This window comes from Paracoccus isoporae (genome assembly GCF_900101865.1).
GTDB classification, from domain to species: Bacteria; Pseudomonadota; Alphaproteobacteria; order Rhodobacterales; family Rhodobacteraceae; genus Paracoccus; species Paracoccus isoporae.
This window is the reverse complement of record NZ_FNAH01000009.1, coordinates 96165-120523: the sequence shown is the minus strand read 5'-3', so window position 1 is coordinate 120523 and position 24359 is coordinate 96165. Positions and strand designations below refer to the sequence as shown.

Here is a 24359-nt window from a genome sequence, read left to right as displayed (position 1 = left end):
GTCGGGCGGGCGCTATGCCTGCCTGTCGATGTGCGTCGGTGTGGGCCAGGGCATCGCCATGGTCATCGAACGGGTGGAGTGAGGATGATGGACAAGACAGCAAGCGACACCAACCCGGTGCAGGTCGGGATCGAGGACGGGATCGGGCTGATCACGCTGGACAGCCCCCCGGTCAACGCGCTTGGCCAGGCGGTGCGGCAGGGGCTTCTGGACGCGATCACAAAGCTTGATGCCGACGATGCGGTCAAGGTGGTCGCCATTCACGGCGCCGGGCGGATGCTGTCGGCGGGGGCCGATATCCGCGAATTCGGACAGACCCCGCAGGCGCCGGGCCTGCCCGATGTGCTGGATGCGATCGAGGCCAGTGCGACGCCGGTGATCGCGGTGATCCACGGCGTGGCGATGGGCGGCGGGCTGGAGCTGGCGCTGGCGGCCCATGCCAGGGTCGGCATGGCCGGCGCGGTGCTGGGCCTGCCGGAAGTCACGCTGGGTCTGCTTCCCGGTGCGGGCGGCACGCAGCGCCTCCCCCGGCTGGCACCGCTGGACGCGGCGATCGGGATCATCACCTCGGGCCGGAAGCTGCCGGTGGAGGAGGCGGCGGAGCTGGGCCTCGTCGACCGGATGAGCGCGGCCGACACCCCGCGCGCGGCGGCATTGGCGGCGGCGCGCGACGTGCTGGCGGGCGATCTGGCCACGCGGCGCACCGGCGAGATCGCGATCACCCCGGATCCGGCGGTGCTGGAGGCGGCGCGGACGCGGCTGGCGCAGAAGCGCCCGGCACTTGCGGCACCGCTGAAGGCGCTCGAGGCGATCGCGCAGAGCGGCCGGCCCATCGCCGAGGGGCTGAAGGCCGAGCGCGCGCTGTTCCTGGAGCTGATGGAAAGCCCCGACCGCCAGGGCCTGATCCATGCCTTCCAGGCCGAGCGCGCGGTCAAGCGCATCCCCGAAAGCGACGCGGAGCCGCGCCCGATCGAGACGGCGGGCGTGATCGGCGGCGGCACGATGGGGGTGGGCATCGCCACCGCACTTCTGCAGGCAGGCATCCCGGTCACGCTGATCGAGATGTCGGCGGAGGGCGCGGAGACGGCGCGGGGCCGTATTGCCGGCAATCTCGACGGCGCGGTCAAGCGTGGCAAGCTGTCGGAAGAGGCCCGCGCGGCGCGGCTGGAGATGCTGACGGCCGAGGTCGGGCTGGATCACCTGGCGCAGGTCGATCTGGTGATCGAGGCGGTGTTCGAGGACATGAAGGTCAAGACCCAGATCTTCCGCGATCTCGACCGGATCTGCAAACCCGGCGCAGTGCTGGGCACCAACACCTCCTATCTGGATGTGAACGAAATCGCGGCGGTGACATCGCGGCCGCAGGATGTGATCGGGCTGCATTTCTTCTCGCCCGCCCATGTGATGCGGCTGCTGGAGGTGGTGGTCGCCGACAAGACCGCCGATGATGTGGTGGCCACGGCCTTCGCGCTTGCCGGGCGGATGAAGAAGGTGGCGGTGCGCTCGGGCGTGTGCGACGGCTTCATCGGCAACCGGATCCTGGCGCATTACCGCAAGGCCGCCGATTACATGCTGGAAGACGGCGCCTCCTTCGCCCAGATCGACCGCGCGCTCGAGGCGTTCGGCTTCGCCATGGGCCCCTTCGCAGTGGGCGATCTGGCCGGGCTCGACATCGGCTGGGCCACGCGCAAGCGCAAGGCGCCGGACCGCCCGGAGGCGGAGCGTTATGTCGAGATCGCCGACCGGATCTGCGAGCAGGGCTGGTTCGGGCGCAAGACCGGGCGGGGCTATTACCTCTATGACGATCCGAAGCGTCCGGTGCCCAACCCCGAGGCCGAGGCGATCGTGGCGGCCGAGCGCGAGCGCGCCGGGATCACCCCGCGCGACTTCACCGACGAGGAGATCGTGGCGCGCTACATGACCGCGATGATCTCGGAAGCCGCGCGGGTGGTGGGCGAGGGCATTGCGCTCAGGCCTGTCGATGTCGATGCGGTGTTCCTGTTCGGCTACGGCTTCCCGCGCCATCTGGGCGGGCCGCTGAACCATGCCGACCGGATCGGGGCTGAGGCGCTGATCGACCGGATCGAGGACTACGCCAAGGACGACCCGCATTACTGGCAGGTGCCGGATCTGCTGCGCGAGCTGGCGCAGTCGGGCCGCACATTTGCCGATCTCAACGCCGATCCGAACAGGGAGTAACCGCGATGGATCTGTCATTCACCAAAGAGGAACAGGCGTTCCGCGACGAGGTGCGCCGGTTCCTGCGCGACAACCTGCCCCGCGAGATCGCCGCCAAGGTCAGCGCCGGCAAGGAGTTGGAAAAGGACGAAATCCTGCACTGGCAGGAGATCCTGAACCGCAAGGGCTGGCTGGCCACGACCTGGCCGGCCGAGCATGGCGGGCCCGGCTGGACGGCGGTGGAGCGCCATATCTTCGCCGAGGAATCGGCGCGGGCGAGCGCCCCGCGCATGCCGCCTTTCGGGCTGAACATGCTGGGCCCGGTGCTGATCAAGTTCGGCAGCGACGACCAGAAGGCCCGGATCCTGCCGCGCATTCTCGACGGCTCCGACTGGTGGTGCCAGGGCTATTCCGAACCCGGCGCGGGCTCGGATCTGGCCAGCCTCAAGACCCGGGCGGTGCGCGACGGCGATCACTACGTGGTCAACGGCCAGAAGACCTGGACGACGCTGGGTCAGCACGCCAACAAGATCTTCTGCCTGGTGCGCACCGCGACCGAGGGCAAGCCTCAGGAGGGGATCAGCTTCCTGCTGGTCGATCTCGACACGCCGGGCGTGGAGATGCGCCCGATCCGGCTGATCGATGGCGGCCACGAGGTCAACGAGGTGTTCTTCACCGATGCCCGCGTGCCGGTGGAGAATCTCGTGGGCAAGGAGAATCAGGGCTGGACCATCGCCAAGTATCTGCTGACCCATGAGCGCACCAATATCGCCGGTGTCGGCTTCTCGGCGCGCGATCTGGAACGCTATCACCAGCTCGCCCAGGAGCTGTCGCGCGACGGACAGCCCGTCGCGGACCACCCGGTCTATGCGCTGCGCGCCGCCGAGATCGAGGCCGATCTGGAGGCGATGAGCATCACCAATCTGCGCATGCTGGCCCAGGCCCGCGACGGCGCGGCCGGCGGCGTCGAAAGCTCGCTGCTGAAGCTGAAGGGCACCCAGATCCGCCAGGAGATCCAGGATCTCTACCGCAGCGCGCTCGGCGCGCAGGCCGCGCCGGACGCCGAGGATCTGTCCGAGAACGAGCTGACCGTGCCGGTCGATGCCGCACGCGCCGCCCCGGTCTATTTCAACAACCGCAAGCTGTCGATCTTCGGCGGCTCCAACGAGATCCAGCGCAACATCGTTGCCAAGGAACTGTTCAGGGGGTAACCGCCATGGAGTTCAATCTCTCCGAAGACCACCAGATGCTGGCCGATTCGCTTCGCCGCTACCTGGCCGACAATTACGACATCGAGACCCGCAACGCCGCCGCCTTCGAAGCGCCCTATCATTCCGCCGAGACCTGGTCGGGCCTGGCCGAGCTGGGCGTGATCGGCGCGTTTCTGCCCGAGGATCAGGGCGGGTTCGGCGGAACGGCCGAGGATGTCTCGGTCATCTTCGAGGAGCTCGGCCGGGCGCTCTGCGCCGAGCCGGTGCTGGGCGCGCTGATCGGGCTGCGCCTGCTTGCCGACGCCGGGCGCGACGAGCTGGCCGCGGCGGTGATCGAGGGCCGGGCGCGCGTCGCCCTGGCCATCCAGGAGCCGGGGATCGGCTGCGATCTGGACCCGCTCTCTGCCACCGCCCGCAAGGACGGCGATGGCTGGCGGCTCGACGGGCGCAAATCGGCGATCTATGGCGGTCCCGGCGCCGATCACCTGCTCATCGTCGCCCGCATCGGCGCAGGTGGCGGGCAGGGCGGCAGCCAGGACGGCACGCTGGGCCTGTTCCTGGCCGAGACCCCTGCGCTGATCGACGCCGCCATGGTCGATGGCGGCGGCATCGCCGATCTTGCGATGGAGGATCTGGCCGCCGAGTGCCTGTCCGAGGATGCCGGCGCCGCGATCGAGGACGCGCTCGATCTCGGCCGCATCGCGCTCTGCGCCGAAGCCGTGGGGGCGATGGCGCGGCTCATCGACATGACCGTGGACTACCTCAAGCAGCGCAACCAGTTCGGCCGCCCGCTGGCCAGCTTCCAGGCGCTCCAGCACCGCGTCGTCGACATGCTGGTGGAACTCGAACAGGCCCGCTCCATCACCATCCGCGCCGTGGCCGATTATGGCAGCGACAACCAGGCCCGCGCCGTGTCGATGGCCAAGAACCTCATCGGCCGCGCCGCGCGTCACATCGCCGAGGAAGCCATCCAGCTTCATGGCGGCATCGGCATGACCTGGGAATATCCCGGATCCCACTACGCCAAGCGCCTCGTCATGATCGACCACCAGCTCGGAGACAAGAACGACCACGCCCTTCGGCTGATCAAGCTCCAGCCCAGAAAGGACGCCGCGTGATGGACGGGCCGGAGACGGATGCGGAGATCACCCCGGGGGCCGCATCCGACCGCCTGCCCATCGACATGTCGGGGGCCGGCGATCTGGTGGGCTACCGCTCCTCGCGCGATGGCGGCGGAAGCTGCTCGCTGGAGATCGGGCCGCAGCATCTCAACCGGCTGGGTCTGCTGCATGGCGGATTCGTCTCCATGCTGCTGGATAATGGCTGCGGGGTCGCGCTGCGGCTGGATCTGGGCGATATCGACGCCGATGTGGTCACGGTCAGCCTGACGGTGAACTTCATCGCCGCCGCACGGCAGGGCCGCGTCACCGCCACCGGCCGCATCACCGGCGGCGGCCGCAGTCTGAAATTCGCCGAAGCCGATCTGCGCGACGAGACGGGAAGGCTGATCGCCACCGGCAGCGCCACGTTCAAGGTGCTGTCGCGGCGCTGAACACCCGTTGCGCCGGTTTTGCAATGTCACCGCCGCCGCGCGCCACGCGGCCGCACGACCTGCATCGCCGCCCCGTCCCGCCCCGCGCCGCTGACCCGGCGGCGGGGCGGCGCTATTTCATTGACCCGTTTTCCCGGTCGGCGCAGTCTCGTCTTGACGCGACCGGGGCCTTTGGCGCATATACGACATTATATGAACGCATGTTCAAATAACGGGAGGGGGAGGCCGCATGTTCAGTCACGGCATGGAATTCGATCTGGGCGAGGATATCGGCGCGCTGCGCGAGATGGTGCACAGATTCGCGCAGGAACGCATCAAGCCGCTGGCGGCGAAGACCGACAGCGAGAACGCCTTCCCCAATGAGCTGTGGCGGGAATTCGGTGAATTGGGCCTTCTGGGCATCACCGTGGCCGAGGAGTATGGCGGCTCGGGCATGGGTTACCTGGCCCATACCATCGCGACCGAGGAGATCGCGCGGGCTTCCGCCTCGATCAGCCTCAGCTACGGCGCGCATTCGAACCTCTGTGTGAACCAGCTCAAGCTGAATGCGAGCGAGGAGCAGAAGCAGAAATACCTGCCCAAGCTGTGCTCCGGCGAACATATCGGCGCGCTCGCCATGTCCGAGGAGGGCGCGGGTTCCGACGTGGTCGGCATGAAGCTGAAGGCGGAAAAGCGCAACGGCTATTACGTGCTGAACGGCGCGAAATACTGGATCACCAACGGGCCGGATGCCGATACGCTGGTCGTCTATGCCAAGACCGACCCCGAGGCCGGGTCGAAGGGCATCACCGCCTTCATCATCGAGAAGGGCATGACCGGCTTCACCCAGGGCCCGCATTTCGACAAGGTCGGGATGCGCGGCTCGAACACCGGCGAGCTGATCTTCGAGAATTGCGAAGTCCCGTTCGAGAATGTGCTGGGCGAGGAGGGGCGCGGCGTGCGCGTGCTGATGTCCGGGCTCGACTATGAACGCCTCGTGCTGTCGGGGATCGGGACCGGCATCATGGCCGCCTGTCTCGACGAGGTCGTCCCCTATGCCAAGGAACGCAAACAATTCGGCAAGCCGATCGGGGATTTCCAGCTCATGCAGGCCAAGATCGCCGATATGTATGTCGCGATGAACACCGCCAAAGCCTATGTCTACGAGGTGGCGAAATCTTGCGATGCCGGCCGGGTGACGCGGCAGGATGCGGCGGGGGCGGTGCTTTATGCCTCGGAACAGGCGATGGTGCAGGCGCATCAGGCGGTGCAGGCGCTTGGCGGGGCGGGGTTCCTGAATGACAGCGTGGTCAGCCGGCTGTTCCGCGACGCCAAGCTGATGGAGATCGGCGCTGGCACCAGCGAGATCCGGCGGATGCTGGTCGGTCGGGAACTGATGGCGGGGGCGTGATCCGCGCCGCTGCCATATCGGCGCTGACGGCGCTGCCGGCGCAGGCCATCGATTTCGCGCCGCCGGCGCAATACGACCCGGCGGTGCTGGCGGAGTGTCTGGCCGATCAGGACAGCCCCACGGCGCAGGTCGAACGCTGCCACGGCGTCGGCGTCCTGGCCTGTCGGCTTGAACTGAAGACGCGGGGCGGGGTGGATGACGCCCCCTGCTATGAGGGCGAGATCGCGCAATGGGATGCGCAGATCGCGGAATGGAGCGAGACGCTCGAACGCAAGCTGACCATGATCGAGGCGAGCGCCTACATCACCTGCGAGGGCGATGAGGCCTGCGCGCTGCCCTTGCAAGGCTTCCTGAAAGGGCGCGACGCCTGGCCCGGCTATCGCAGCGGGCTGTGTCATCTGGGGGTCGGGGCTTACGGCGTGGCCGAATGCTGGCATGATCTGACGCGGCAACATGCGCTGATCCTGGCAAGCGGGCTGGAGCGTTAGGCGGAACGGGATGAGAGAGGGGAGGAGCGGATGAGTGTCCATGTTCTGAGCGCGGTCTTTGTCAACTGCTCGCTCCAGAAGCGCAGCGGCGACAGCCATACGCAGATCCTGCTGGATGCCTGCGGCGATCTGATGGCGGGGCAGGGCGTGGCGGTCGATCACCTCCATCTGCTCGACCACCAGATCCCGCCCGGCATCTATCCCGATATGCGCGCGCATGGCTGGGACCGCGACGACTGGCCGGACCTCATCTGGCCGCGCATCCGCGACGCCGATATTCTGGTCATCGGCACGCCGCTCTGGCTGGGCGAGGAAAGCAGCGTCTGCCGCGTGCTGATCGAGCGGCTCTATGCCATGTCAGGCCAGCTGAACGACAAGGGCCAGTCGATCTTTTACGGCAAGACCGGCGGATGCGTCGTCACCGGCAACGAGGACGGCATCAAACATGCCGCCATGACCCTCGGCTTCGCGCTGAACCATCTGGGCTACACCATCCCGCCCCAGGCTGATTGCGGCTGGATCGGCGAGGCCGGGCCGGGGCCGAGTTTCGGAGACCGGGCCGAGGATGGCAGCCGCGCCGGCTTCGACAACGATTTCACCCGCCGCAACAGCACCATCATGTGCTGGAACCTGATCCATCTGGCGCGCCTGCTGAAAGCGGGCATCCCGGCCGAGGGCAATGACCGCACCGCCTTCAAGGCGGGCGAACGCTTCGGCTTCAGACTTCCGGGCGACGCATGACCCCCTTGCTCGACAGCCATGATTACGACGCGCTGCGCGCGGGCTTCCGCTGGGATCTGCCGGCGCGGCTGAATATGGGCGTGCAGATTATAGATGACTGGGCCGGGGCCGAGCCGGACCGGCTGGCGGTGATCGAATATGATGGCCGCGACCGGCGCGATGTCAGCTATGGCACGCTGCAGGACATGGCCGGCCGGCTGGCCCATGCGCTCGGTGCCACGCAGGGCGCGCGGATCGGCGTGTTCCGCACCCAAAGCGCCTGGACCGCCGCCGCCCATGCCGCGATCTGGAAATCCGGCGCAATCTCGGTGCCGCTGTTCAAGCTGTTCGGGTCCGAGGCGCTGCGGCTGCGGCTCGACGATGCCGGGGTGGAGACCGTCATCACCGATCCCGAGGGGCGCGCGGCGCTTGACGGATTCGGGCTGCGCCTGATCGTGCCCGAAGAGGACGAACTGCCCGATGCGGGCCCGTTCGCCGCCGCCTCGACCGGCCCCGAGACCCCGGCCGTGATGATCTACACCTCCGGCACCACCGGCACGCCGAAGGGCGCGCTGCATGGCCACCGGGTGCTGACCGGCCATCTGCCGGGGGTGGAGATGAGCCATGATCTGCTGCGCCCCGGCGAGGACGTGCTGTGGACACCGGCCGACTGGGCCTGGATCGGCGGGCTGTTCGACGTGGCCATGCCGGGCCTCGCGCTCGGCGTGCCGGTGGTGGCGGCGCGCCTGCCAAAATTCGACGCCGAGTCCTGCGCGCGGCTGATCCGCGATTGCGGCGTCACCGCCTGTTTCCTGCCGCCCACCGCGCTGCGCATGCTCAAGGCGGCGGGGATGGTGATCCCCGGCCTGCGCTCCGTGGCCTCGGCGGGCGAGACGCTGGGGGCCGAGATGCTGGCCTGGGGCCGCGACGCCTTCGGGCTGGAGATCAACGAATTCTACGGCCAGACCGAATGCAACATGGTCGCCGCCTCCGCCGCGTCGATGTTTCCGACCCGGCCCGGCTGGATGGGCAAGCCCGCCCCCGGCGCCGAGGTCGCGGTGATCGACGAAGACGGCCAGAATGTGGAGGGCGAGGGCGATATCGCCATCCGGCGCGGCGCGGCCTCGATGTTCCTGGGCTACTGGAACCGGGAGGACGCGACGGCCGAGAAATTCCGCGGCGACTGGCTGCTGACCGGCGACCGGGGCGAGATGGAGGATGGCTACATCCGCTTTCTCGGCCGGGATGACGACGTGATCACCAGCGGCGGCTACCGGATCGGCCCCTCCGAGATCGAGGATGTGCTCATCACCCATCCCGCCGTTGCCGCCGCAGGCGTGGTGGGCAAGCCGGACGCGCTGCGCACCGAGATCGTGAAGGCCTTCATCGTGCTGCGCGCGGGCCATGACCCCAGCGACGCGCTGGCGGCGGAATTGCAGGACCATGCCAAGCGCCTCTGCGCCGCGCATTCCTATCCGCGCGAGATCGCGTTTCTCGATGAATTGCCGATGACCGTGACCGGCAAGGTGATGCGGCGCAAGCTGCGCGAGCGGGAGGCGGAGTGATGCGCGACCACAGCCCCCAGGACGCCACCGCCCGCCGGATGACCCGGCCCGCGCGCCGCAGCCCCCAACCCGGACCCGGCCACAGCCGCGCCGCCGACAGAGACCGTGAGGACATGGAATGAAACTGAAAACCACAGCCCTTGCCAGCTCCGATGCGTTCCGCGCCAATCGCGACGCGCATCTGGACCTGCTCGCCACCGCCCGCGACGCGGCCGAAGCCGCGGCATCAGGCGGCGGACCGGCGGCGATGGAGCGCCATGTCGGGCGCGGCAAGATGCCCCCGCGCGAGCGTGTGGCCAATCTGCTCGATCCCGGCTCGCCCTTCCTCGAAATCGGCGCGACCGCGGCGCATGACATGTATGATGGCGCGGCACCGGGCGCGGGCGTGATCGCCGGGATCGGGCGGGTGCACGGTCAGGACGTGATGGTCGTGGCCAATGACGCGACGGTCAAGGGCGGCACCTATTACCCGATGACGGTGAAGAAACATCTCCGCGCCCAGGAGATCGCCGAGGAATGCCATCTGCCCTGCGTCTACCTGGTGGATTCGGGCGGGGCGAACCTGCCCAATCAGGACGAGGTCTTCCCCGATCGCGACCATTTCGGGCGCATCTTCTACAATCAGGCACGGATGAGCGCCAAGGGCATCCCCCAGATCGCCGTGGTGATGGGGTCCTGCACCGCGGGCGGCGCGTATGTGCCCGCCATGTCCGACGTGACCATCATCGTGCGGGGTCAGGGCACGATCTTCCTGGCCGGCCCGCCCCTGGTCAAGGCTGCGACCGGCGAGGTGGTCAGCGCCGAGGATCTGGGCGGCGGCGATGTGCACACGCGGCTGTCCGGCGTCGCCGATTACCTGGCCGAGGATGACGCCCATGCCCTTGCCCAGGCCCGCCGCGCGATCAGCCATCTGAACCGCCGCCTGCCCGAGACGGTGGTCTGGCAAAGCCCCGAAGCCCCGGCCTACGACCCCGAGGAGATCCTCGGCGTCGTCCCCGCCGATCTGCGCACCCCCTATGACATTCGCGAGGTGATCGCGCGCGTCGTGGACGGCTCGCGCTTCGACGAGTTCAAGGCGCGGTTCGGCGAAACGCTGGTCACCGGTTTCGCCCATATCGAGGGCTGCCCGGTCGGGATCATCGCCAATAACGGCGTGCTGTTCTCCGAAGCGGCGCAGAAAGGCGCGCATTTCGTCGAGCTGTGTTCGCAGCGCGGCACGCCGCTGATCTTCTTGCAGAACATCACCGGCTTCATGGTCGGGCGCAAATATGAAAACGAGGGCATTGCCCGCCACGGCGCCAAGATGGTGACAGCGGTCGCCACGACGAATGTGCCGAAAATCACCATGCTGGTCGGCGGCAGCTTCGGGGCCGGCAATTACGGCATGTCCGGCCGCGCCTATTCCCCTCGCTTCCTGTGGACATGGCCCAATTCACGCATTTCCGTGATGGGCGGCGAACAGGCGGCGGGCGTGCTCGCCACCGTCCGCCGCGACGGGATCGAACGCAAGGGCGGCACATGGTCGGCGGAGGAAGAGGCCGATTTCAAGCGGCCCACTATCGAGATGTTCGAACGGCAGAGCCATCCACTCTATGCAAGCGCAAGGCTGTGGGATGACGGGATCATCGACCCGCGCAAGACCCGAGACGTGTTGTCGCTGAGCCTTCGCGCCAGCCTGAACGCGCCGGTTGAACCGACGCGCTTCGGTGTGTTCCGGATGTGAGTGTTGCCAGCATGGATGCCTCCGGCGGGGATATTTTGACCAGGATGAATGGGCAATGACAGTCAGTTTCAAATTCGGGGATACGCGTGAACTGAACGAACGGCTGTTGCAGCTGGTCCGGTCCGGCACGAAAACCGCAACATGCGGTGCGCTGCGCGATTTTCAGGAAGGTGAGGAAGAACTGCCCAAGGTCGGGCGGCGTGATCTGGCGCTTGACTGGGACGGAAACCCGGCCTTACTGATCGAGACGACCGAGGTGACGATCCGCCGTTTCTGCGATGTCCCCGAAGACTTCGCTTTGGCAGAAGGCGAAGGCAGTTTCGAGGATTGGCGACAGGCCCATATCGAGTTCTTTACCCGCAATGGCGGCTTCGCTTCTGACATGGATCTGGTCTGCGAACGTTTCCGTCTGGTGGAGGATTACGGATGATTTCTGTTTTCACTGACCCCGTAAACAGGCCGCCAACCGCGCCCGTTTCTTCTTCATGTAAATACCCCGCGGGGGTCCGGGGGCGCGAAGCCCCCGTCTGCCGCCAGCCACAGGAGCCGATATGTTCCGCAAGATCCTGATCGCCAACCGCGGCGAAATCGCCTGCCGTGTCATTGATACCTGCCGTCGCATGGGTGTCGCGACGGTTGCGGTTTATTCCGATGCCGACCGCGACGCGCGGCATGTCGCCTTGGCCGATGAGGCCGTGCATTTGGGCGGGCCCGCGCCGAAGGACAGCTATCTGCGGGGTGACGCGATCATAAAGGCGGCGCGGGACACGGGTGCCGAGGCGATCCATCCCGGCTATGGCTTCCTGTCCGAGAACCCTGATTTCGTGGATGCGGTTGAGGCGGCGGGGCTGGTCTTTATCGGGCCTTCGGCAAAGGCCATCCGGGCCATGGGGTTGAAGGATGCGGCGAAAGCCCTGATGGAGAAGGCGGGCGTGCCTGTCGTGCCCGGCTATCACGGTGCGGATCAGGATCCGGATCACCTGGCGCAGCAGGCCGAAAAGATCGGCTATCCGGTGCTGATCAAGGCCGTGGCCGGGGGCGGCGGCAAGGGGATGCGCCGCGTCGATGATGCAAAGGATTTCAGCGATGCGCTCGCCTCGGCCCGGTCCGAGGCGCAGAACGCTTTCGGCAATCCCGATGTGCTGATCGAGAAATATATCCTCCAGCCCCGCCATATCGAGGTGCAGGTCTTTGGCGACGGGGTGCGCGCCGTGCATCTGTTCGAGCGGGACTGTTCGCTGCAACGCCGCCACCAGAAGGTGATCGAGGAGGCGCCGGCCCCCGACATGCCGGCGCAGGTCCGCAAGGTGATGGGGGCCGCCGCCGTGCGCGCCGCCGAGGCGATCGGCTATAAGGGCGCGGGCACGATCGAATTCATCGTGGATGGCGCGGACGGGCTGCGCGAGGACGGGTTCTGGTTCATGGAGATGAACACCCGCCTGCAGGTCGAGCATCCGGTGACCGAGCTGATCACCGGTGTCGATCTGGTCGAATGGCAGCTCCGCGTCGCCTCGGGCGAGATGCTGCCGGCGAAACAGGCCGATCTGTCGATCACAGGCCATGCTTTCGAGGCGCGGCTCTATGCCGAGGATGTGCCGGCGGGGTTTTTGCCCGCCACAGGCACGCTCGCGCATCTACAATTTCCCGATCACGCGCGGATCGAGACGGGCGTGCGCCCCGGCGACACGATCAGCCCGTGGTATGACCCGATGATTGCCAAGATCGTGACATACGGGCCGACCCGTGCCATCGCGCTGCGCGCGCTGGAAACGGCGCTGTTCGACACCGAGGTGGCGGGCAGCGTCACCAATCTGGAATTCCTCATCGCGCTGACCCGGCATGAGGGGTTCCGCCGCGGCGAGGTCGATACCGGTCTGATCGGGCGCGATCTGGACGATCTGATTGCCGGGTCCGAACCCGATCCGCGCACGCTGGCGCTCGGCGCGTTGGGCGTGGCCGGTCTGGAAGATCCCGACACGCGCGCCGGGGTGACGCTGTGGCAGCCCCTGCGCCGCACCGTCACCTGGGAGGGCGGCGCGGCGGTGATCGAGGCGATGGGGCCGGGCCGGGCCGATGTCACGCTGGACGGCACCACCCATGAGGTCCGCCAGCAGGGCGGCCGCTGGTGGGTCGATGGCAGCCCGCGCCGCTCTCGCGTGGTGCGCCACGCCGCCGGGGTCAGCGTGTTCGGCGGGCGTTCGGTGACGCTCAAACCGCTCGATCCGCTGGATGTGGCGGGTGAGGAGGCGGGCGATGCGCTGACGCTGTCGCCCATGCCGGGGCTGGTCAAGGCGGTGTTTGTCGAACCCGGTCAGCAGGTCGCGGCGGGGGACCGTCTGGCGATCCTCGAGGCGATGAAGATGGAACACACGCTGACCGCCGCCCGCGACGGGGTGGTGGCCGAGGTGCTGGCCGCCGCGGGCGATCAGGTCGAGGCGGGTGCCGCGCTGATCCGGCTGGAAGAGGATGACGAGGCCGCGGCATGAGCGGCCCGGTCGAGATTTTCGAGATGGGCCCGCGCGACGGGCTGCAGAATGAAAAGCGGATGATCCCCGCGGCGGACAAGATCGCGCTTGTCGACAGGCTGTCGCAGGCCGGGTTCCGGCGCATCGAGGTGACCAGCTTCGTCTCGCCCAAATGGGTGCCGCAACTGGCCGATGCCGCCGAGGTCATGGCAGGCATCGCGCGGGTTCCGGGCATCAGCTATGCGGTGCTGACGCCCAATATGAAGGGCTATGCGGGCGCGCGTGCGGCGCGGGCCGACGAGGTGGCGGTGTTCGCCTCGGCCTCGGAAGGGTTCAGCCGGGCCAATCTGAACGCGAGCATCGACGAAAGCCTGGCCCGTTTCGCGCCGCTGACGGCGGCGGCACGGGCGGATGGCATCCCCGTGCGCGGCTATGTCAGCGTGGTGACGGATTGCCCCTTCGACGGGCCGACTCCGCCGGAGAATGTGGCGCGGGTGGCCGCCGCGCTGTGGAAGATGGGCTGCTATGAGATCAGCCTCGGCGACACGATCGGGCAGGGCCGGCCCGAGACGATCGACGCGATGCTCTCTGCGGTGCTGGACGCGGTGCCGGCCGGGCGGCTGGCCGGGCATTACCACGACACGGCGGGGCGGGCGCTGGAGAATATCGATGCGAGCCTGGCGCGCGGGGTGCGGGTCTTTGACGCTGCCGTCGGCGGTCTGGGCGGCTGCCCCTATGCGCCCGGCGCGGCGGGGAACGTGGCCACTGAAAAAGTCGCCGCCCATCTGGAGGCGGCGGGATACCGCACCGGGCTGGACCGGGCGGCGATTGACGCGGCCGCGCAGTTCGCCCGCAGCCTGCGAGAGGGAGAGACGGCATGAGCCATGAGACGATCCGTATCGAGACCGATCCGCGCGGTGTGGCCACGCTGAGCCTCGCCCTGCCGGAGAAGCGCAACGCGCTGTCCGAACAGATGCTGGATGAGCTGATCGGGGCGGCGGGCGCGCTGAGCGGCGACGCCTCGGTGCGCGCGGTGATCCTGGCCGCGGACGGGCCGGTCTTCTGCGCCGGGGGCGATCTGGGCTGGATGCGCCGCCAGATCGACGCCGATGCGGAGACGCGGCGGGCGGGGGCGCGCAAGTTGGCCACCATGCTGCACGCGATGAACACCATGTCGAAGCCGCTGATCGGACGGGTTCATGGCAACGCCTTTGGCGGCGGGGTGGGCATGATGTCGGTCTGCGATGTGGTCATCGCCGCGCGCGACGCGAAATTCGGCCTGACCGAGACGCGGCTGGGGCTGATCCCGGCCACGATCGGGCCTTACGTGCTGGCCCGGATGGGCGAGGACAAGGCGCGGCGGGTCTTCATGTCGGGGCGGATCTTCGATGCGGCGGAGGCGGTGACGCTGAACCTCGTCACGCGACTGGCCGATGCCGAGGATCTGGACGACGCCGTCGAGGCGGAGGTGGCGCCCTATCTGCACTGCGCGCCCGGCGCCGTGGCCGAGGCCAAGCGGCTGGCCCGCGCGCTCGGCCCGCGCATCGACGAGGCGGTGATCGAGGACACTATCGACCGGCTGATCGCCATGTGGGAGGGCGACGAGGCGCCCGAGGGGATCGCGGCGTTCTTCGACAAGCGCAAGCCGCGCTGGCAGCAGGGTTAGCGCACCCGGCTGGGCTGTGAAGATTGCATGAAAAGACGCTGGCCGGGCGAGGTTTCCGCGCCGGACGGGCTTGAACTTCGCGCGGCGCGGCTTTCATCGGGAACGGGGAGGCTGCGCGTGAGAGGGCGACGATGAAAAGCTTTGCAATGACCGGCTATGGCGGGCCGGAGATGTCCGGGTTCCGCGAGATTGACCGGCCCCGGCCCGGCCCCGGAGAGATGTTGGTGCGGGTCCATGCCGCGGGGCTGAACCCGCTGGATTACAAGATCCGCCGGGGCGATCTGAAGGCGGTAGAGCGGTTCAAGATGCCGGCGGTGATGGGCAATGAGATCGCCGGGATCGTCGAGGCGGCCGGCGAGGGCGCGACCCGCTTCGCCCCCGGCGACCGGGTCTTTGCGCGCATGCCGAAGGACCGGCTGGGCGCGTTTGCCGAATACGCGGTGGTGCCCGAGGATCTTCTGGCGCTTGTGCCCGACGGGCTGGATCTGGTGACGGCGGCGTCTGTGCCGCTGGCCGGGCTGACCGCGTTGCAGGCGCTGCGCGACGAGTTGGGGGTGAAACCGGGGGACCGGATCTTCATCTCGGCCGGGGCGGGCGGGGTCGGCACGTTCGCGATCCAGATCGCCAAATGGTTCGGGGCCGAGGTCTCCACCACCGCCTCGCCGCGTGGCCGCGATCTGGTGGAACGCCTCGGCGCGGATCATGTGATCGATTACACGCAGCCGCGGTTTCAGGATCATCTGCGCGAGATGGACGGGGCGTTCGATCTTCTGGGCGGCGCGGCGCTGGAGGCGACATTTGGCGTGGTCAAGCCGGGCGGGATGGTGCTGTCGATTGCCGGGCTGCCGGAGCCCGCGACGGCGCGCAAGGATCTGAACGCGGGGCCGGTCATGGCGGCGGCATTCTGGTTTGTTTCCAGAAGGCTACGTAATAAAGCTCGAGATCACGGCGTCCGCTATCGCTTCCTGCTCATGCATCCGAGCGGGGCGGAGCTGGCAGAGCTCGCCGATCTGATCGCGCAGGGGAGGCTGCGCCCGGTGGTGGACCGGGTGTTTCCCTTTGCCGAGACGTGCGCGGCGATGGCATATCTCGAAAGCGGGCGCGCCAAGGGCAAGGTCGTGGTGCAGATGGCGGAGGAATAAGGGCGCGGCGCTGCGCCCCGTGCGCCGGGAATGCGGCGCAACATGGCACGTCCGGCAGCGAGGGCAATAGAGGACGATAGAGGGCAACAGAGGGCAGCGTCGGGCCGCCGGGTGGACGCGCTGCGCTGTCTCGCGATGCACTTTATCGTGCAATCCCGCTGAACAGATGTTCGGCGTGGATCGGCACCAAAGCGTCCGCCCGAGGGGGCGGCCGGACGCTGCCCGGCGGGGCTTCGCCCCTTGATTCCGGGCTGGGTGCTGGTGGCGATGCAGGGGCGGGTGATCGCCCCGCATCCTCCTTGCAACATTGCGCCAACTGCGCCCTGCGTGTATCAGATCGCGAAACGAGCAGAAGGAATTCGCGATGCGCAGGGTTGTTGTCACCGGGCTGGGTATGGTCACGCCGCTGGCGTCTGGCGTCGAGCCAAGCTGGAAGCGTCTGCTGGATGGCCAGTCGGGCGCCGGGCCGATCACCCGCTTCGACGCGGGACAGGTGACGACGAAATATGCCTGCGAGATCCCGATGGGCGATGGCAGCGACGGCACGTTCAACCCCGATGAGTGGATGGACGCCAAGGACCGGCGCAAGGTCGATGATTTCATCCTCTACGGCATGGCGGCGGCCACGCAGGCGGTGCGCGATGCCGGGTGGGAGGAGATTTCCGACGAAGAAAAACTCCGCACGGGTGTGATGATCGGCTCTGGCATCGGCGGGCTGACCTCGATTGCCGAAACTGCCGTGCTGATCAAGGAGCGCGGGCCGAAACGGGTGTCGCCCTTCTTCATTCCCGGCGCGCTGATCAACCTGATCTCGGGTCAGGTCTCGATCCGCTTCGGCTATAAGGGGCCGAACCATTCGGTCGTCACGGCGTGTTCAACCGGGGCGCATGCGATCGGGGACGCCGCACGGCTGATCATGCTGGGCGATGCCGATGTGATGGTGGCGGGCGGCGCGGAGAGTCCGATCAGCGAGATCGGTATTGCCGGGTTCAACGCCTGCAAGGCGCTGTCGACCAAGCGCGGCGATGATCCGCAGGCCGCGAGCCGCCCCTATGACGCCGACCGCGACGGGTTCGTGATGGGAGAGGGCGCGGGCTGTGTCGTGCTTGAGGAATATGAACACGCGAAAGCGCGCGGGGCCAAGATCTATGCCGAGGTGCTGGGTTACGGGCTGTCGGGCGATGCCTATCACATCACCGCACCCAGCGAGGATGGCGATGGCGGGTTCCGCGCCATGCAGGCCGCGCTGAAGAATGGCGGGCTGGCGCCTTCGGATATTGATTATGTGAACGCGCATGGCACCTCGACCATGGCCGACACGATCGAGCTGGGCGCGGTGGAGCGTCTGCTGGGCGATCATGCGAAGAACGTCACCATGTCCTCGACCAAATCCAGCATCGGCCATCTGCTGGGCGCGGCCGGCGCGGTGGAGGCGATCTTCTGCATTCTGGCCGTGCGTGACCAGATCGCGCCGCCGACGATCAATCTGGACAATCCGGCGGTGGAGCCTGTGCTCGATCTCGCCGCCAATGCCGCCGTGCGCCGCAAGATCGACGTGGCGCTGTCGAACAGTTTCGGGTTTGGCGGCACCAATGCCTGCCTGATCGTGGGCAAGGTGCGCGACTGATGTGGAAGAACATCGTTTCCAATTTCCTGACGCTGGCGATTGTCCTGCTGATCGCCGCGGCGGCGGTGATTGCCTGGGGCAAGGCGCAGTATGGCGGCGCGGGTCCGAGCCAGATCGCGCAATGCGTGCAGGTGGCGCGGGGGGCGAGCCTGTCGGCGGTCAGCAAGCAGTTGGAAGAGCAGGGGGCGATTTCCAACGCCTATATCTTCCGCGCCGGGGCTGACGCCGAAGGCAAGTCGCGCGAGCTGAAATTCGGCTCCTACCTGGTGCAGCCCGAGGCGAGCATGTCCGACATCGTCGGCGTCATCACCGAGGGCGGGCCGTCGACCTGCGGCACGGAAGTGATCTATCGCATCGGGGTCAGGGCGGATTCGGTGGTGCTGCGCGACATCAACCCCGAAACCGGCGCCTATGAGGAGCGGGTGAAATACGACCCGGCGGCGGAGACCAAGCCCGCCCCCATCGCCGATGCCGAGGAGCAGCCCGATGCGCGGCTGCGCGTGGCCGTGGCCGAGGGGGTGACGAGCTGGCAGATCGTGGAGGGGCTGAAGCGCGCCGCCTTCCTGTCGGGCGAGCCGGGCGAGGTGCCGGACGAAGGCACGCTGGCCCCCGACAGCTACGAGGTCTCGCAGGGCGAGGACCGGCAGGCGCTGCTGGACCAGATGGCGGCGCGGCAGGCGACGATCCTGCAGGCGGCCTGGGACGAGCGGCCCTTCGGGCTGCCCTACGAGTCGCCGCAGGACGCGCTGATCATGGCCTCCATCGTCGAGAAGGAGACCGGCATCCCCGAGGAGCGGACCGAGGTGGCCAGCGTCTTCGTCAACCGGCTGGAACAGGGGATGCGGCTGCAGACCGACCCGACGGTGATCTATGGCGTGACCGAGGGGCGCGGCGTGCTGGGTCGCGGGCTGCGCCGGTCGGAGCTGGATACAAGGACCGACTGGAACACCTATCAGATCGACGGGCTGCCGGCGACGCCGATCGCCAATCCCGGCCGCGCCGCGATCGAGGCGGCGCTGAATCCGGCGGATACGGATTACCTGTTCTTCGTGGCGGATGGCACTGGCGGTCACGCCTTTGCGCGCACGCTGGAGGAGCATAACGCGAATGTCGCCCGCTGGCGCGAGATCGAGGCGGAGCGCGCCGCCGCGGACACGTCTGCCGACGGCTGATCCGGGCGGCCGCTTGCTTGCGCCCCGACGCCCCGCTTGCCCCCGCCCGGAACCCGGTGCGGGGGCTTTTGGTTGATCTTGCGTCACGCCGCAGGCTCATCAGGAGGATCCCATGAAGCTGTCCGACATGTTTTCCACCCTCGCGCGCAATGCCGAGGATTTCGAGAAGCGCCTGGCCAAGTGGCAGGAGGACATGCGCGATCGCGGCGGTGATTTCGCCGAGAACATGCGCAAATGGCGGGAATCGGCCTCCGAGCGGCAGGCGGATCTGAACCAGCAGATCCAGGGCTATTTCGACGAGGCCAGCGAAGAGGTGAAGGCGCAGTGGAGCCAGGCCAAGGCTGATTGGGACAAGTCCGTGGCCGACACCCGCGCCAAGGCCGACGAAATGCGTCGCAAGGCCGAAACCATGCAGGCCGAGGAGACCGCCGACTGGTACGAGGCATACGCCGCCAACATGGTCGCCTATGCCCAGCAGGTGCAAGAAGAGGCCAGCAATGCCGTGGCCGAGGCCGCGGAAGCGCGGGCCAAGGCCGGGGGCGATGCGGCGACAGGTGACGGCAAGCCTGGGGACGGCACGACCGGCACGGTCTGATCCGGCGTGATGTCGGGCGCGCCGCGGGGCGGCGCGACCGCACCCTTCAGCCCCGCTGGGCGTGCTGCGTGCCGACGCCGTGGCGGAACACGGTCAGCGCGAAGATCGCCATTGCCGCCAGCGACAGCACTGATCCGAGCTTGGCCAGGACCTCCTGCCCCTGTGCGATCGCCAGGGCGATGCCCGGCACGATGACCATCACCGCGATAAGCGAGACGGCGAAATGGATCTGCGCCAGCCGGGTTTCGGCTGCCTGCGGGGTCAGCGCGTAATATGTACCGAACACCGCCATCGCCACGAAGCCGATCAGGTTCAGATGGCCGTGCGCGGGGGACATGCTGTGGTCGGCACTGGCCGACATCACGATCCCCCAGACCATGCCGATCAGCGCGAAGATGGCGGCCGAGATGAAGAAGCGTTTGGGTAGTGCGTTCATGGTTCGTCCTGTTCTTGTCGTCTGCGCGGCCGGAAAGACATGCGGGCCGGCGCGGGCAGCATAGCACGAAACTGTTAATATAAGTTAATTTTCAGCCTGTTGCCGCAAGACGAGCTGCGCGGCTTGGGGCTGAGCCGGGGCAGTTGGCGGCATGATTCCGGGGGCGGGCCCGTCGGACTCGCCCGTCGATTCGGGCGAATCGAGCGGGCGCTGCGGGGCTGTTGCGCGGCAAGGCGCGGTGCTGTTGCAGCGCGGTTTCGGCCAGCCGAGGCTGGGTGAAACTTGGTTAAGACGTTGACCTAAGATGATTAATCTTGACCCGGCGCACGGTCCGGGGTAGAAATTTTCCATGCTGGGAGAAATGGGCAAGCCGCCGGGTCGCTGACCTTTGGCGGTTTTTTCGTTTCTTGGCTCGTGCGGACAGATCACGAGGCGGGGCATGTTGGATGACAGTGAATTTCGGACCGGGGACGTTCGATCCGGGGACGGAGCAGCCGGAGGGGCCGTTCCAGCCCCGATCGGCCATGGATGACATCGAGATCGCGGGGCAGTTGTTCCGCGGCTGCGCGGAGGATCTGACCCTGCTGCGGCAAAGGTTGCGGGCGGGGGAGATGGGCGAGCTGAAGGATGCGGTCAGAACCGCGCGGGAGCTTCGCTCGGCCACGCAGCTCATGCTCGAGGAAAGGAACAAGGTTGAAAAACTACGCAAGGAAGCTGCTGGAGCCGTCGGGGACGGTCAGTTCGACCTCGACGCCGCACGCGATGAAATCGGGCGCCGCCTGGCTTGCCTCCGCCGCGCCGCAGGAGGTTGACGCGTTCCTGGAGGGGTTGAGCGACAATGCGCTGGCGAGCCTGCCCTGGCTGTTCGAGTTCTGGGCCCTGCCGCATCAGTTGCCGCCCGAGGGCGACTGGAAAAGCTGGGTGATCCTGGGCGGGCGCGGGGCGGGCAAGACCCGTGCCGGCTCGGAATGGGTGCGCGCCCGCGTCGAGGGGGCGGTGCCCGATGCGCCCGGCGCCTGTTCACGGGTGGCTCTGGTGGGCGAGACCTTCGATCAGGTGCGCGAGGTGATGGTGTTCGGCGACAGCGGCATCCTGGCCTGTTCGCCGCCCGACCGCCGCCCGGTCTGGGAGGCGACGCGGCGGCGGCTGGTCTGGCCCAACGGCGCGGTGGCGATGGCGTTTTCGGCCCATGAGCCCGAGGCGCTGCGCGGCCCGCAATTCGACGCGGCCTGGGTCGATGAGCTGGCCAAGTGGAAAAAGGCCGAGGCGGCGTGGGACATGCTGCAATTCGCGCTGCGGCTGGGGGATCATCCCCAGCAGGTCGTGACCACCACGCCGAAGAATGTCGAGGTGCTGAAGCGGATCCTGCACAGCGCCTCGACCGTGACGACGCACGCGCCGACCGATGCCAACCGGGCCTATCTGGCGGAGAGTTTCCTGGCCGAGGTCGCCGCGCGCTATGGCGGCACGCGGCTGGGCCGGCAGGAGCTGGAGGGCGTGCTCCTGGAGGATGTGGAGGGGGCGCTCTGGACCGGCGAGATGGTCGAGAGCGCCCGTGTGGACCGTCTGCCGACGCTCGACCGGGTGGTGGTGGCGCTGGATCCGGCGGTGTCCTCGGGCGCGCAATCGGATGAATGCGGGATCGTGGTGGCCGGGGTGGTGGCGCAGGGCGCGCCGTCCGACTGGCGGGCTTATGTGATCGAGGATGCGAGCGTGAAGGGCAGCCCGCTCGACTGGGCCCGCGCCGCCATCGCCGCGATGGACCGCCACAAGGCCGAGCGGCTGGTGGCGGAGGTCAACCAGGGCGGCGATCTGATCGAGAGCGTGATCCGCCAGGTCGATCCGCTGGTGCCGTTCCGCGGCTTGCGGGCCGGGCGCGGCAAGGCGCTCAGGGCCGAGCCGGTGGCGGCGCTCTATGAGCAGGGGCGGGTGAAGCATCTGCGCGGGCCGTCCTTAGGCGTGCTGGAGGACCAGATGTGCCGGATGAGCCTGCGCGGCTATCAAGGGAAGGGCTCGCCCGACCGGCTGGATGCGATGGTCTGGGCGATCCACGCGCTGATGATCGAGCCGGCGGGGTCGTATCGGCGGCCGCGGATGCGGGGGTTGTGAGAGGGGCGATGTGCCCGTGCGGCGTGGGCTGCAGCAGAGGGCCAGCGGGCGACCGCGGGGGGACGCTTCATAGGTTTGAGCGATGCGCTTTATGGTGCCATCCCGCTGAACGGATGTTTGGTGTGGACCGGTGACGAAGCGTCCGCCCGGGGGGCGGTCGGACGCTGGCCCGGCGGGGCTGCGCCCCTTGGTTCCGGGCCGGGGGTTTATCGGCGGTGTCGGGATTTGGGTATTTGGGTGAAGAAGAACCCGGTCGCTGTGATCGGGTGACGCGAGGCGAGGGGCCGTCCGTTCGGGCAGCCCTTTTTCATGGAACGACACGGAGGCGAGGCATGGCGTTTCGTTTGTTTTCCCGGCAGGCAGAGGCCGCGCCGGTGATGGAGAAGAAGGCGCGGGCGGCCTCGGGGCGGGTCGCGGCGCTGGCGGCGGCGCCGGGGCGCGCGATCTGGTCGGCGCGCGATACGGCGACGCTGACGAAGGCCGGGTTCATCGGCAATCCGGTCGGGTTCCGCGCCGTGCGGCTGATTGCCGAGGCCGCCGCCGCGGTGCCGCTGATCTGCCAGGATGCCGCGCGGCGGTACGAGACCCATCCGGTTCTGGATCTGCTGCGCCGGCCCAACCCGGCGCAGGGACGGGCCGAGCTGTTCGAGGCGCTGTATGGCCAGATCCTGCTGAGCGGCAATGGCTACCTGGAGGCGGTCGGCGCGGGTGCGGGGCTGCCTGCGGAGCTGCATGTTCTGCGATCCGACCGGATGAGGGTGGTGCCGGGCGCGGATGGCTGGCCGGTGGCGTATGAATACGCGGTGGGCGGGCGCACGCATCGCTTCGACATGACCGGCGCGCCCGATCCGGTCTGTCATATCCGCAGCTTTCACCCCTCGGACGATCATTACGGGCTGTCGCCCCTGCAGGCGGCGGCGGTGGCGGTGGATGTGCATAACAGCGCCTCTGCCTGGTCGAAGGCGCTGCTGGACAATGCCGCGCGGCCCTCGGGCGCGATCGTCTATTCCGGGCCGGACGGGCAGGGGAACCTGTCGGCCGAGCAATATGAGCGGCTGACGGTGGAGATGGAGATGCATCACCAGGGCGCGCGCAATGCCGGGCGGCCGATGCTGCTGGAGGGCGGGCTGGACTGGAAGCCGATGGGGTTTTCGCCGTCGGATATGGAGTTCCACCAGACCAAGCAGGCGGCGGCGCGCGAGATCGCGCAGGCCTTCGGCGTGCCGCCGATGCTGATCGGGATACCGGGCGATGCGACCTATGCCAATTACGCCGAGGCGCATCGGGCGTTCTACCGGCTGACCGTGCTGCCGCTGGTCGGCCGGGTCGCGGCCGCGGTGGCGTGGTTCCTGTCGGAGCATCTGGGGGCGGAGGTCGATCTGCGGCCCGACCCGGACCAGATCCCGGCGCTGGCGGCCGAACGCGACCAGCAATGGCGGCGCATCGGCGAGGTGTCGTTTCTGAGCGATCCCGAGAAGCGCGCGCTTCTGGGCCTGCCGCCGCTGGCGGAGGGCTGAGATGGAGGGGTCGCGTTTCATGGACGGTCTCGATCCGCATCATCTGCGCTTCGAGGCGCAGGAACGGGTCATGGCGCTGCAATTCGGCGCTGTCGAGAAGCGGCTGGAGCGGATCGAGGCGCTGATCGCGGGGCTGGAGCGGCGGTTGTGGATGACGGTCTACGGCGTCGTGGCCGTGATCCTGACCCAGGCCGTGCAGTCGCTGATCGAGTTTGCATCGCAAGGGGGCTGAGGTGGACAGGGCAACGGAGATGAGATTTTCGGCCGGCGACCCGCCGCGGCGCGGCGATGATGCCGCGATCGAGGGCTATGCCAGCCGCTTCGGCCTGCCGGATCGGGGCGGCGATATCGTGGCGCGGGGGGCGTTTGCGGCCTCGCTCAGCCGGATTGCCGCGCAGGGCGGCAAGGTGCGGATGCTGTGGCAGCATGACCCGGCCCGGCCCATCGGCGTCTGGGACGAGGTGCGCGAGGATGCGACCGGGCTGTTCGTGCGCGGCCGGCTGCTGGCGGATGTGGCGCGGGCGCGCGAGGCGGCGGCGCTGATCGCGGCGGGGGCGATTGACGGGCTGTCCATCGGCTATCGCGCGATCCGGGCCGAGCGGGACGCGACGGGCCGCCGGGTGCTGCGCGAGGTCGAGCTGTGGGAGGTGTCGCTGGTGACCTTCCCGATGCTGCCCGAGGCCAAGCTGGACCGGAAGCAGGGCCGGGTGCAGGGCCGGACGCACAGCCCGACCCATGGCGGGCCGGACAGGGAATTCGCGGCGGCGCTGATCGCCGCGACCGAGGCGCTGCGGGTCTGAACC

At 68.1% G+C, this 24359-nt stretch carries 23 protein-coding genes; 22 read left to right on the top strand and 1 reads right to left on the bottom strand.

The window, feature by feature from the left end:
- Positions 1 to 87: 87 nt before the first annotated feature.
- From BLT73_RS13820 to BLT73_RS13740, 17 genes are all read left to right on the top strand, one after another.
- Complete coding sequence (locus BLT73_RS13820; protein WP_090524789.1) at positions 88 to 2199, top strand: FAD-dependent oxidoreductase; 2112 nt, start codon at positions 88 to 90, stop codon at positions 2197 to 2199.
- A gap of 5 nt (positions 2200 to 2204) precedes the next feature.
- Entirely contained in the window at positions 2205 to 3389 is a 1185-nt protein-coding gene (locus BLT73_RS13815) for an acyl-CoA dehydrogenase family protein (RefSeq protein ID WP_090524759.1), read from the top strand.
- 5 nt (positions 3390 to 3394) lie between these two features.
- The gene (locus BLT73_RS13810; protein ID WP_090524758.1) at positions 3395 to 4507 is read left to right on the top strand and encodes an acyl-CoA dehydrogenase family protein; all 1113 of its coding nucleotides are present in this window, start codon (positions 3395 to 3397) and stop codon (positions 4505 to 4507) included.
- Positions 4507 to 4941, top strand: coding sequence for a PaaI family thioesterase (locus BLT73_RS13805; RefSeq protein ID WP_090524756.1), 435 nt, complete (start codon positions 4507 to 4509; stop codon positions 4939 to 4941). Before BLT73_RS13810 ends, BLT73_RS13805 begins: the two co-directional genes overlap by 1 nt.
- A 229-nt stretch (positions 4942 to 5170) precedes the next feature.
- Complete coding sequence (locus BLT73_RS13800; RefSeq protein ID WP_090524754.1) at positions 5171 to 6331, top strand: isovaleryl-CoA dehydrogenase; 1161 nt, start codon at positions 5171 to 5173, stop codon at positions 6329 to 6331.
- The gene (locus tag BLT73_RS13795; RefSeq protein ID WP_090524752.1) at positions 6328 to 6819 is read left to right on the top strand and encodes a hypothetical protein; all 492 of its coding nucleotides are present in this window, start codon (positions 6328 to 6330) and stop codon (positions 6817 to 6819) included. Before BLT73_RS13800 ends, BLT73_RS13795 begins: the two co-directional genes overlap by 4 nt.
- A 30-nt stretch (positions 6820 to 6849) precedes the next feature.
- Positions 6850 to 7560, top strand: a complete 711-nt coding sequence (locus BLT73_RS13790; RefSeq protein WP_090524750.1) for a flavodoxin family protein — start codon at positions 6850 to 6852, stop codon at positions 7558 to 7560.
- Entirely contained in the window at positions 7557 to 9104 is a 1548-nt protein-coding gene (locus BLT73_RS13785) for an AMP-binding protein (RefSeq protein ID WP_090524748.1), read from the top strand. The genes BLT73_RS13790 and BLT73_RS13785 overlap by 4 nt, the downstream gene beginning before the upstream one ends.
- A 118-nt stretch (positions 9105 to 9222) precedes the next feature.
- Positions 9223 to 10827, top strand: coding sequence for a carboxyl transferase domain-containing protein (locus BLT73_RS13780; protein ID WP_090524746.1), 1605 nt, complete (start codon positions 9223 to 9225; stop codon positions 10825 to 10827).
- A gap of 55 nt (positions 10828 to 10882) precedes the next feature.
- The gene (locus BLT73_RS13775) at positions 10883 to 11257 is read left to right on the top strand and encodes an ASCH domain-containing protein (protein WP_090524745.1); all 375 of its coding nucleotides are present in this window, start codon (positions 10883 to 10885) and stop codon (positions 11255 to 11257) included.
- Between the two features lie 121 nt (positions 11258 to 11378).
- Complete coding sequence (locus BLT73_RS13770; RefSeq protein ID WP_090524743.1) at positions 11379 to 13313, top strand: acetyl-CoA carboxylase biotin carboxylase subunit; 1935 nt, start codon at positions 11379 to 11381, stop codon at positions 13311 to 13313.
- The gene (locus BLT73_RS13765) at positions 13310 to 14173 is read left to right on the top strand and encodes a hydroxymethylglutaryl-CoA lyase (RefSeq protein ID WP_090524741.1); all 864 of its coding nucleotides are present in this window, start codon (positions 13310 to 13312) and stop codon (positions 14171 to 14173) included. Before BLT73_RS13770 ends, BLT73_RS13765 begins: the two co-directional genes overlap by 4 nt.
- Positions 14170 to 14958, top strand: coding sequence for a crotonase/enoyl-CoA hydratase family protein (locus BLT73_RS13760; protein WP_090524739.1), 789 nt, complete (start codon positions 14170 to 14172; stop codon positions 14956 to 14958). The genes BLT73_RS13765 and BLT73_RS13760 overlap by 4 nt, the downstream gene beginning before the upstream one ends.
- A gap of 131 nt (positions 14959 to 15089) precedes the next feature.
- Positions 15090 to 16100 (top strand): NADP-dependent oxidoreductase, encoded by a 1011-nt coding sequence (locus BLT73_RS13755; protein WP_090524738.1) that lies wholly within the window; start codon positions 15090 to 15092, stop codon positions 16098 to 16100.
- 364 nt (positions 16101 to 16464) lie between these two features.
- The gene (gene fabF / locus BLT73_RS13750) at positions 16465 to 17727 is read left to right on the top strand and encodes a beta-ketoacyl-ACP synthase II (protein WP_090524736.1); all 1263 of its coding nucleotides are present in this window, start codon (positions 16465 to 16467) and stop codon (positions 17725 to 17727) included.
- Positions 17727 to 18899, top strand: coding sequence for an endolytic transglycosylase MltG (mltG, locus tag BLT73_RS13745; protein WP_090524733.1), 1173 nt, complete (start codon positions 17727 to 17729; stop codon positions 18897 to 18899). Before fabF ends, mltG begins: the two co-directional genes overlap by 1 nt.
- A 112-nt stretch (positions 18900 to 19011) precedes the next feature.
- Complete coding sequence (locus BLT73_RS13740) at positions 19012 to 19494, top strand: hypothetical protein (RefSeq protein WP_090524732.1); 483 nt, start codon at positions 19012 to 19014, stop codon at positions 19492 to 19494.
- Positions 19495 to 19540: 46 nt separating this feature from the next.
- Here the strand turns inward: BLT73_RS13740 and BLT73_RS13735 are convergent, their stop codons facing one another.
- Complete coding sequence (locus tag BLT73_RS13735) at positions 19541 to 19930, bottom strand: hypothetical protein (protein WP_090524730.1); 390 nt, start codon at positions 19928 to 19930, stop codon at positions 19541 to 19543.
- A 524-nt stretch (positions 19931 to 20454) separates the two neighbouring features.
- Here BLT73_RS13735 and BLT73_RS13730 point away from each other — a divergent pair.
- The 5 genes from BLT73_RS13730 (at position 20455) to BLT73_RS13710 (ending at position 24356) form a co-directional block, all read left to right on the top strand.
- A complete protein-coding gene (locus tag BLT73_RS13730) occupies positions 20455 to 20742 on the top strand; it encodes a permease (RefSeq protein ID WP_245727335.1) in 288 nt (95 codons plus the stop codon).
- Positions 20693 to 22039: a DNA-packaging protein gene (locus BLT73_RS13725; protein ID WP_090524727.1), complete on the top strand. Its 1347-nt coding sequence runs from the start codon at positions 20693 to 20695 to the stop codon at positions 22037 to 22039. The genes BLT73_RS13730 and BLT73_RS13725 overlap by 50 nt, the downstream gene beginning before the upstream one ends.
- 332 nt (positions 22040 to 22371) lie before the next feature.
- Positions 22372 to 23556 carry a phage portal protein gene (locus BLT73_RS13720; RefSeq protein WP_090524724.1) on the top strand — a complete coding sequence of 395 codons (1185 nt, stop codon included), beginning with the start codon at positions 22372 to 22374 and terminating at the stop codon, positions 23554 to 23556.
- 1 nt (position 23557) lies between these two features.
- Entirely contained in the window at positions 23558 to 23788 is a 231-nt protein-coding gene (locus BLT73_RS13715; protein ID WP_090524722.1) for a GTA head formation protein, RCAP_rcc01685 family, read from the top strand.
- A 19-nt stretch (positions 23789 to 23807) separates the two neighbouring features.
- A complete protein-coding gene (locus BLT73_RS13710; RefSeq protein ID WP_090524721.1) occupies positions 23808 to 24356 on the top strand; it encodes an HK97 family phage prohead protease in 549 nt (182 codons plus the stop codon).
- Positions 24357 to 24359 lie beyond the last annotated feature (3 nt).

What these genes read in the sequence shown, in the direction of transcription:
- BLT73_RS13820 (WP_090524789.1), top strand. Translation starts at nt 88, where the DNA reads ATGGACAAGACAGCAAGCGACACCAACCCGGTGCAGGTCGGGATCGAG.
- BLT73_RS13815 (WP_090524759.1), top strand. Translation starts at nt 2,205, where the DNA reads ATGGATCTGTCATTCACCAAAGAGGAACAGGCGTTCCGCGACGAGGTG.
- BLT73_RS13810 (WP_090524758.1), top strand. Translation starts at nt 3,395, where the DNA reads ATGGAGTTCAATCTCTCCGAAGACCACCAGATGCTGGCCGATTCGCTT.
- BLT73_RS13805 (WP_090524756.1), top strand. Translation starts at nt 4,507, where the DNA reads ATGGACGGGCCGGAGACGGATGCGGAGATCACCCCGGGGGCCGCATCC.
- BLT73_RS13800 (WP_090524754.1), top strand. Translation starts at nt 5,171, where the DNA reads ATGTTCAGTCACGGCATGGAATTCGATCTGGGCGAGGATATCGGCGCG.
- BLT73_RS13790 (WP_090524750.1), top strand. Translation starts at nt 6,850, where the DNA reads ATGAGTGTCCATGTTCTGAGCGCGGTCTTTGTCAACTGCTCGCTCCAG.
- BLT73_RS13785 (WP_090524748.1), top strand. Translation starts at nt 7,557, where the DNA reads ATGACCCCCTTGCTCGACAGCCATGATTACGACGCGCTGCGCGCGGGC.
- BLT73_RS13780 (WP_090524746.1), top strand. Translation starts at nt 9,223, where the DNA reads ATGAAACTGAAAACCACAGCCCTTGCCAGCTCCGATGCGTTCCGCGCC.
- BLT73_RS13775 (WP_090524745.1), top strand. Translation starts at nt 10,883, where the DNA reads ATGACAGTCAGTTTCAAATTCGGGGATACGCGTGAACTGAACGAACGG.
- BLT73_RS13770 (WP_090524743.1), top strand. Translation starts at nt 11,379, where the DNA reads ATGTTCCGCAAGATCCTGATCGCCAACCGCGGCGAAATCGCCTGCCGT.
- BLT73_RS13765 (WP_090524741.1), top strand. Translation starts at nt 13,310, where the DNA reads ATGAGCGGCCCGGTCGAGATTTTCGAGATGGGCCCGCGCGACGGGCTG.
- BLT73_RS13760 (WP_090524739.1), top strand. Translation starts at nt 14,170, where the DNA reads ATGAGCCATGAGACGATCCGTATCGAGACCGATCCGCGCGGTGTGGCC.
- BLT73_RS13755 (WP_090524738.1), top strand. Translation starts at nt 15,090, where the DNA reads ATGAAAAGCTTTGCAATGACCGGCTATGGCGGGCCGGAGATGTCCGGG.
- fabF (WP_090524736.1), top strand. Translation starts at nt 16,465, where the DNA reads ATGCGCAGGGTTGTTGTCACCGGGCTGGGTATGGTCACGCCGCTGGCG.
- mltG (WP_090524733.1), top strand. Translation starts at nt 17,727, where the DNA reads ATGTGGAAGAACATCGTTTCCAATTTCCTGACGCTGGCGATTGTCCTG.
- BLT73_RS13740 (WP_090524732.1), top strand. Translation starts at nt 19,012, where the DNA reads ATGAAGCTGTCCGACATGTTTTCCACCCTCGCGCGCAATGCCGAGGAT.
- BLT73_RS13735 (WP_090524730.1), bottom strand. Translation starts at nt 19,930, where the DNA reads ATGAACGCACTACCCAAACGCTTCTTCATCTCGGCCGCCATCTTCGCG.
- BLT73_RS13730 (WP_245727335.1), top strand. Translation starts at nt 20,455, where the DNA reads ATGGATGACATCGAGATCGCGGGGCAGTTGTTCCGCGGCTGCGCGGAG.
- BLT73_RS13725 (WP_090524727.1), top strand. Translation starts at nt 20,693, where the DNA reads ATGAAATCGGGCGCCGCCTGGCTTGCCTCCGCCGCGCCGCAGGAGGTT.
- BLT73_RS13720 (WP_090524724.1), top strand. Translation starts at nt 22,372, where the DNA reads ATGGCGTTTCGTTTGTTTTCCCGGCAGGCAGAGGCCGCGCCGGTGATG.
- BLT73_RS13715 (WP_090524722.1), top strand. Translation starts at nt 23,558, where the DNA reads ATGGAGGGGTCGCGTTTCATGGACGGTCTCGATCCGCATCATCTGCGC.
- BLT73_RS13710 (WP_090524721.1), top strand. Translation starts at nt 23,808, where the DNA reads ATGAGATTTTCGGCCGGCGACCCGCCGCGGCGCGGCGATGATGCCGCG.